This is a genomic window from Actinomyces sp. HMSC075C01, assembly GCF_001812965.1.
GTDB lineage: Bacteria > Actinomycetota > Actinomycetes > Actinomycetales > Actinomycetaceae > Actinomyces > Actinomyces acetigenes.
This window is the reverse complement of record NZ_KV811003.1, coordinates 28,082-35,871: the sequence shown is the minus strand read 5'-3', so window position 1 is coordinate 35,871 and position 7,790 is coordinate 28,082. Positions and strand designations below refer to the sequence as shown.

8 protein-coding genes are annotated in these 7,790 nt (G+C 66.4%); 1 reads left to right on the top strand and 7 read right to left on the bottom strand.

Annotated features, from left to right (window positions below; translation table 11 throughout):
* The 6 genes from HMPREF2883_RS15245 to argH all read right to left on the bottom strand — a co-directional run.
* Positions 1-217: hypothetical protein (locus tag HMPREF2883_RS15245; RefSeq protein WP_218079133.1), on the bottom strand; the 217-nt coding region annotated here is incomplete at its 3' end.
* 333 nt (positions 218-550) lie between these two features.
* The gene (gene tyrS, locus HMPREF2883_RS08135; RefSeq protein WP_070660844.1) at positions 551-1,825 is read right to left on the bottom strand and encodes a tyrosine--tRNA ligase; all 1,275 of its coding nucleotides are present in this window, start codon (positions 1,823-1,825) and stop codon (positions 551-553) included.
* Between the two features lie 221 nt (positions 1,826-2,046).
* Positions 2,047-2,607, bottom strand: coding sequence for a MarR family winged helix-turn-helix transcriptional regulator (locus HMPREF2883_RS08130; protein WP_070660841.1), 561 nt, complete (start codon positions 2,605-2,607; stop codon positions 2,047-2,049).
* Positions 2,604-3,029 (bottom strand): SRPBCC family protein, encoded by a 426-nt coding sequence (locus HMPREF2883_RS08125; RefSeq protein WP_070660837.1) that lies wholly within the window; start codon positions 3,027-3,029, stop codon positions 2,604-2,606. Before HMPREF2883_RS08125 ends, HMPREF2883_RS08130 begins: the two co-directional genes overlap by 4 nt.
* Positions 3,030-3,163: 134 nt before the next feature.
* On the bottom strand, positions 3,164-3,826 hold the full coding sequence (locus tag HMPREF2883_RS08120; RefSeq protein ID WP_176747180.1) for a DNA-3-methyladenine glycosylase: 663 nt from the start codon (positions 3,824-3,826) through the stop codon (positions 3,164-3,166).
* A gap of 32 nt (positions 3,827-3,858) precedes the next feature.
* Positions 3,859-5,445 carry an argininosuccinate lyase gene (gene argH / locus HMPREF2883_RS08115; protein WP_176747179.1) on the bottom strand — a complete coding sequence of 529 codons (1,587 nt, stop codon included), beginning with the start codon at positions 5,443-5,445 and terminating at the stop codon, positions 3,859-3,861.
* A 166-nt stretch (positions 5,446-5,611) separates the two neighbouring features.
* Here argH and HMPREF2883_RS08110 point away from each other — a divergent pair, with 166 nt between their 5' ends.
* On the top strand, positions 5,612-6,484 hold the full coding sequence (locus HMPREF2883_RS08110) for a formate/nitrite transporter family protein (protein ID WP_070660831.1): 873 nt from the start codon (positions 5,612-5,614) through the stop codon (positions 6,482-6,484).
* A 41-nt stretch (positions 6,485-6,525) separates the two neighbouring features.
* Here HMPREF2883_RS08110 and HMPREF2883_RS08105 read toward each other — a convergent pair whose 3' ends face one another.
* Positions 6,526-7,749: an argininosuccinate synthase gene (locus tag HMPREF2883_RS08105; protein WP_070660829.1), complete on the bottom strand. Its 1,224-nt coding sequence runs from the start codon at positions 7,747-7,749 to the stop codon at positions 6,526-6,528.
* Positions 7,750-7,790: the final 41 nt, after the last annotated feature.

Here is a 7,790-nt window from a genome sequence, read left to right as displayed (position 1 = left end):
CTGAGCCAGGATCAAACTCTCCAAACAAAACCAACAAACCAGGCCCCAACCAACCACAAACAAATAGCCAGCCAGAACCCAAAGTCAGTACATTCAGCCCAGAAAATCCAGACCAAAGCCCAACCCAACCCCCACACAAATGAGAGCCAGGCAAACCAAAACAAAACAAACCCCAAAAACCACACACAACCATGCGCAGCCCCCAGGGCAATGGCATAAAAAACATGACACACTATCGAGTTCTCAAACAACACACCCACCGAGAACTCGTCACAAGACATTCTGTCTTCTGCTTCGCTCCCGGAAGCGCCTGAGAAACTTTAGCGAGCCGGATTTTCTGAGTCAAACGAATGGCTGGTGACCCTCGTCTCTCATTCGGCTCTCTTCAGTTCTCACTTCCCGGTCGGTCTGAGGAAATTCATCCTCCCCGTTTCGGGCCGGAGAGAACATTACGCACCGACCACCAACCCGTCAAACTGTTGAGCGGTGACGGTGCCCACAAGGCACTGTCACCGCTCAGCAACCGTGTTCGTAAGGTGCGGCTTCCCCCTTATGAGGAAGCCTGAACCGCGCGTCCGACGGCCAGGTTCCGCCGTCCCTTACGCACCAGGACCACTCCCCCGGCGAGCAGGTGCTCGGGACCGATGACCACGGTCTCGTCGGCCACCTTGACGTTGTTGATGTAGGCGCCGCCCCCGGCGATGGTCTTGCGGGCGGCGTTGCGCCCTCGCTCCAGCCCCGTGCCCACGAGCAGGTCCACGATTGTGGTCTGTCCGACTGTCACGTCACTGGAGGCGAGATCGGCCGTGGCCGCCAGGATCGTCGCCTCGTCGATGTCGGCAAGCTCTCCTCGCCCCCACAGTGCGGAGGTCGCCGCCTGCGCCTGGGCGGTCGCGTCGGCTCCGTGGACCCACGTGCAGACCTCGTGTGCCAGAACCCGCTGCGCCTCACGTGCTTTCGGGTTCTCGGCCGTGGCCGCCTCCAGGCGCTCGATCTCCTCGCGCTCCAGGAAGGTGAAGACCTTGAGGAAGCGCACGACGTCGGCGTCGTCGACCTGGAGCCAGAACTGGTAGAAGGCGTAGGGGCTGAGCATCTCGGGGTTGAGCCAGATCGCCCCGCCCTCGGACTTACCGAACTTGGTGCCGTCGGCCTTGGTGATGAGGGGGTTGGTCATGACGTGGACCGAGGCGCCCTCAACCTTGTGGATGAGGTCCATCCCGCCCACGAGGTTGCCCCACTGGTCGTTGCCGCCGACCTCCAGGGTGCAGCCGTAACGTCGGTAGAGCTCGAGGTAGTCGTTGGCCTGGAGGATCTGGTAGCTGAACTCGGTGTAGGAGATGCCCTCCTCGCTGGCCAGGCGCCGGGCGACGATGTCCTTGGAGAGCATGGTGCCCATGCGGAAGTGCTTGCCCAGGTCCCGCAGGAAGTCGATGGCGCTCATCGCCTGGGTCCAGTCCAGGTTGTTGACGATCCGCGCCGGGTTGTCCCCGCTGAAGTCGAGAAGGTTCTCGAGCTGCTCCTGCAGGCTGGCTGCCCAGCCGGCGACGACGTCCTTGGTGTTGAGGGTGCGCTCCCCCTTGGCGCGCGGGTCGCCGATGAGCCCGGTCGCCCCACCCACCAGCGCCAGGGGGTGGTGCCCGGCGAGCTGAAGATGACGCATGACCTTGACGGCTACGAGGTGCCCGTGGTGAAGGCTCGGCGCAGTGGGGTCGAACCCGCAATAGAAGGTGACGGCCCCGTCGCTGAGCGCCGCTCGCAGCGCGTCAATGTCGGTGTGCTGGGCGATGAGCCCGCGCCACTGCAGTTCGTCCAGGATGTCCATCACTGTCCAGTCGCCTTCCGTGGGTTGTCGTGCTTACCGCACGCGTGTTCCCGGCGCGTCACGCTCGGGTCCGGCTGATACCTCCGGCACAGATAGTCTGCCATGCTCCGGCTCGGCCTCCACGAAGAGACCAAGCCGCGGAGCCATGAACCGGATACGGGGAGCCTTCATGAGCCGCGTCTCGCACGATGCGCCGGTGAAAGTCGACGTTGTGGTTCCAGTAGTCACTGGCCACTGCGGGAGCCTGGTGGAGCAGCCGCCGTGGTCGGACCGGCTGTGTCGCTCGAGGTCTTGGGGCTCTCAGTCCGGTCGATGGACGCCTTGGTCTCCTCGTTGGACTGCGGCGCTGATCCGCGCGCTACGACGCCGGCTTCGCGCAGCAGTGCCTCGCGCAGGTGGGGCACGGCGGCGAAGTACGCCTCGTCGGCGCCCTCCACCAAACGCGTTGCCCGGGCCCCGACATCTCTGCCTGCCGCTGTCATGGTCACGATCCGGGCACGGGCGTCCTTGGGATCCGGTTGCCGCGACACCAGACCGGCCCGCTCCAGCCGGCGCAGCACCTGGCTGGTGGTCTTCACGTCCATTCCCGCCTGGGTCGCGACCATCACCTGGCTGGCCCCGTCCCCGTGCTCCTCGAGCCACTGCGTGCAGGCCAGGAGGACGAACTGGGAGTGTGTCAGTCCAACTGGCTCCAGGGCGGCAGCGATGTCTCGCTGCCAGGCCAGCGCGGCCCTCCACATGAGGAAGCCGGGACTCGCCTCAGGACCCTGGAACCTTGTCTTCACATATCGACCCTAGCAGCCTCGACGAGCGAGTCGATGGCCTGCGGAAAGTCCTCGGCGATTCCTGGGCCGATCGTCGGGCCGACATCGTCGGCACCGGGGCCGTCGATGTCGAGGCGGGTAGTCACCACACTCTTCCCTTGCGTCTGCGCGGGCATGAAGGAGTGGGTGAAGGTCAGCTCCACTCCCCCGTAGGAGACCCGGTCCGCCTGGACATGAGGGGGTTCCCAGCGGATCACCGTGATCTCGATACTGTCCTGCCCCTCCGGTGTCATCGTGATCGAGGCGCCGGGCCCCACAGGCTCACGCGGCTCGTAACGATCTCCCTGCGGGAGCTCGATCTGACCGGAGAGCACCTTGATCCAGGTCTCCCACAGGACCTCCGCCGGGAGATCCACTGTCCGTTGGCACTCAGTCGACCACATGGCCGTCTCCTTCCTCCGCGCTCAGCGGTTCAGTGCTGCCAATAGTCTTCGTAGCGATAATCTGTACACCTATTATTAGCGGATGGGAGGAGTGCTTGCAAGTGGGTGCCCGACGACGTGAGGCTCAGTGACGTTCAGTCCTGTGAGCGTCTCCTGGTGACGGCAGGCCGGTACGTCGAGACAGTGGGCTCTCCATCCAGCCAGAAGCGCCACGGGAAGGCATCTCCGTCTCCCCCGGGGCCGGCCACCCCGGTTCGGGGCCCGCGGCGGATGCGCCCGGCATCCGGTGCCCGCTGCGGCTCCGGCAACGTCAGGCTGATGCGTGATCCCGGCCCGCCCAGCAGTGCGCCGTCGTCGGAGCGGTCCAGTCCCAGTGCGGCGCACAGTCTGGCCGGGCCACGGGCCAGGTCGCGGTCAGTGCGGGCTGCGGGGCGACGCGCCCGAGCCTGTTCGATTCCCTCCACAACCTCTCCCCCGCGTAGCAGCACCGCGCGTGAGACCCCGGCTGGTCCGGTGACGATGTTGAGGCAGTGGTGCATGCCGTAGGTGAAGTAGACGTAGATGCGCCCGCCGGCCTCGAACATGGAGGCGTTGCGCGCCGTGCGCCCCCGGAAGGCGTGGGAGCCCGGGTCCTTCTCACCGCGGTAGGCCTCCACCTCGGTCAGGCGGATCGCGACGTGCCCGTGCGAGTCGCTCACGGCGATGACGGCGCCCAGCAGCGCCGGGGCCACCTCCAGGCTGTCGCACCTGAGCAGCGAGGCGACCTCGAAGCTCAGCTCGGTCACCGTCTCCCCCATGCCACCACCTGACATCGTCCTGCCGCCCCGACTCAGTCCTGCTGCTCCTCGTCCCGCTCCACATCGGCCTCACTGGGCTCGGGCCACTGGGGCCCCGCGGGGCCATCCAGCAGGGAGCCCTCCCAGGCGAAGACTCGCAGCTCGGCGCTGCGAGCGATGGCGCGGGCGAGCTGTTCCACCACCCGCACCGGTGCGGTGCCGCCGTGGCCGGTGCGAGCAGCCACCGAGCCCTCGGCCGACAGGACCTCCCGCACGCCCGGGGTGAGCCGCCCATCAATGGCGGCGAAGTCGGCGTCGGTCAGGTCCCACAGCTCGACGCCGCGCTTCTCGCACTCGCGCACGCAGGCTCCGGAGATCTCATGGGCGCTGCGGAAGGGCACACCGTTCTTGACCAGCCACTCCGCGATGTCGGTGGCCAGGGAGAATCCCTGGGGGGCGAGCTCGGCCATGCGCTCGTAGTGGAGGGTCATCGTGCTCACCATGCCGCTGACGGCCGGCAGGAGAATGGCCAGGGTGTCGACGGCGTCGAAGACCGGTTCCTTGTCCTCCTGCAGGTCCCGGTTGTAGGCCAGGGGCAGGGCCTTGAGGGTGGCGAGCAGCCCGGTCAGGTCACCGATGAGGCGTCCGGCCTTGCCGCGGGCGAGCTCGGCCACATCCGGGTTCTTCTTCTGCGGCATGATGGACGAGCCCGTGGAGTAGGAGTCGTCCAGGGTGACGAAGTCGAACTCCTTGGTGTTCCAGATGATGATCTCCTCGCTCAGGCGCGAGACGTTCACCGCCACCATCGCCAGGACGAAGCTCAGCTCGGCGACGACGTCGCGGGCGGCGGTACCGTCGATGGAGTTCTCCACGGCGGCCTCGAATCCGAGGTCGGCGGCCACGGCATCGGGGTCCATACCGAGTGTGTTGCCCGCCAGCGCGCCGGATCCGTAGGGGCTCACGGCGGCGCGGGAATCCCAGTCCTCAAGGCGCTCGACATCGCGCATGAGGGGCCAGGCGTGGGCCAGCAGCTGGTGGGCGACGAGCACCGGCTGGGCGTGCTGCATGTGGGTGCGTCCGGGCATGATGGCGTCGGAGGCCTGGGCGGCCTGGTCGATGAGGGCGTCGACGACGTCGAGGACGAGTCCGGCCACGTGGCGGGCCTGGTCGCGCAGGTACATGCGGATGAGGGTGGCGATCTGGTCGTTGCGGCTGCGTCCAGCGCGCAGACGGCCCCCCAGGTCATCACCGGCGCGCTCGATGAGGCCGCGCTCCAGGGCGGTGTGGACGTCCTCGTCAGTGGCCTCCGGGACGAAGATGCCGGCGACGACGTCGGCCTCGAGACGGTCCAGGGCTTCGAGCATGCCGGACAGCTGCTCCTCGTCCAGCAGGCCGGCCTGCGCCAGGGCGCGGGCGTGGGCCCGGGAGCCGGCGATGTCGTAACGGGCCAGGCGCCAGTCGAAGTGGGTGCTCACCGACAGGGCGGCCAGTGCGTCGGCGGGTCCTCCTGAGAAGCGTCCACCCCACAGGCTGACGCCGGCGGGGGCCGCGTCCTGCTGAGGTTCTGAGGCAACGGGCTGGGCAGCGGATGGCTTATCGGGCTGGCTGGAGAACTGGCTCATGACACCATCATGACCCATCTGCCCGCGCAGGTTCCTCAACGTCCAGTCAGGAAAGGCCCTGTCGTGGGTTGTTCCCGGGCATTCGTGAGGAAGGTGAAGGAGCGGGATCCGGGCAGGCGACGCCAACCAAAGAGAAGGAGGAAAGGCCTGCATCGCGGTTGACGGGCAATGCCATGATGAGCCAATGCCCGCCGAACAAGACGCACTCTTCCCAGGCAAGCAATTCATCTCCACCGTACTCGAGGCCCTCGAGACCAAGACCAGGATGACCGGGGCGATCGCCCACCGCTACCTCATGCGCGCCGCCATGGCCGGCATGATCGTGGCGGTCTTCTACATCGTCAACTACGCCATTGTCGGCGTCTTCGACGGCCTGCGCCTCGGGGACGCCTCGCTCGCGGGGGTCGGAAAGATGCTCGGGGCCCTGGCCTTCGGGCCCGCCCTCGTCTTCATCTACTACACGAAGTCCGAGCTGCTCACCAGCAACATGATGGTGGTGGTCATCGGCTACTACTACAAGCGCATCTCAGCGTGGAGGACCCTGAGGGCGCTGGCCATGTGCCTGGCAGGCAATTTCATGGGCGGTCTCGTCTTCGCCGTCATGTACCGCTTCTCCACCCTCGTGGACGGAGCCACTGGCGAGCAGGCCGTGCACTCGGTGCAGGCCAAGCTCCATTACCTGTCATCGGCCTCCGGGGTCGCTGACCTGTTCGTGCGGGCGATCCTGTGCAACTTCATGATCAACCTGGCGATGCTCCTCATCTACAACGGCTTCATCCACGAGGACTGGTCCAAGATCTTCTCCATGATCATCGCCGTATTCGTCTTCGCCTTCCTCGGCTTCGAGCACTCGGTGGCCAACACCGTCCTGTTCACCGTCGTGGGGCTGACGCACGGGATCGATGTCCTGCCAGCGCTGGGGAACGTGGCCGTGGCGCTGCTGGGCAACTTCGTGGGCGGTGGGCTGCTGATCGGCGGCTACTACGCCTACGCCAACGACGACTCCCACTGGCTACGCCGCCAGCCCCACCACCACGAGGCACAGGCGGCCGAGTAGCCGAGTGCTTCGGAGGTAGCGGGGCCGGCGGCGCGGCTCAGTCAGAACCCTCGACCGTTGCCGGCGCGCACGTCGCGAGCGGCAGCGAGCTTGGACTGCATCCCGTAGATCTCGATGAATCCTCGTGAGGAGGACTGGTCGAAGGTGTCTCCGCTCTCGTAGGTGGCCAGGTTGAAGTCGTACAGGCTCGTCTCGGAGCGGCGCCCGTTGACTGTCGCCCGGCCGCCGTGCAGGACCATTCGAATGTCACCACTGACGTAGCGCTGCGTGTCCTCGATGAAGGCGTCCATGGAGCGCTTGAGCGGGGAGTACCACTGGGCCTCGTAGACGAGCTCGGCCCAGGTCTGCTCCATGCTCCGCTTGTAGCGGCGCTGCATGCGTTCCAGGGTGACGGCCTCGAGCGCCCGGTGGGCCTCGATCAGGGCCACGGCGCCGGGGGCCTCGTAGATCTCGCGGGACTTGATCCCCACGAGCCGGTCCTCGACCGTGTCGATACGCCCCACGCCCTGGGCGCCGGCTCTGCGGTTGAGCTCCTGAATGGCTTCCAAGGGGCTGACCTCGCGACCGTCGATGGCTACGGGAATGCCCTCCTTGAACGTGAGGATCACCTCGTCGGGCAGGGGCGGGTAAACGGGGTCATCGGTGTAGATGTAAACGTCCTTAGTGGGGGCGTTCCACAGGTCCTCGAGGAACCCGGTCTCGATGGCACGCCCCCAGACGTTCTGGTCGATGGAGAAGGGGTTGTGCTTGGTGGTCTCGATCGGCAGGTTGTGCTTCTCGGCGTAGTCGATGGCCACGTCACGGGTCAGTGCCAGATCGCGCACCGGGGAGATGCAGTCCATGTCGGGGGCCATGGAGGTGATGGAGACCTCGAAGCGGACCTGGTCGTTGCCCTTACCGGTGCAGCCGTGCGCCACGGTGTGCGCGCCGAACTCGCGGGCGGCCTTGACCAGGTGGCGAGCGATGACGGGGCGGGAGAGGGCCGAGACGAGCGGGTAGGTCCCCTCGTAGAGGGCGTTGGCCTTGAGAGCCGGCATGCAGTAGTCGTTGGCGAACTCGTCTCGCGCGTCGGTGACGTAGGCCTCGACGGCGCCGCAGTCGAGGGCTCGCTGACGAATCACCTCAAGGTCCTCGCCGCCCTGACCGACGTCGACGGCGACAGCCACAACCTCTCGACCGGTGGCCTCGCCGATCCAGCCGATAGCGACGGATGTGTCCAGGCCTCCGGAGTAGGCCAGGACGACACGGTCCTTGTGGATGCTCATGGGATCACTCTTCTCTTCGTGATGGCGCCGACGAAGCGGCG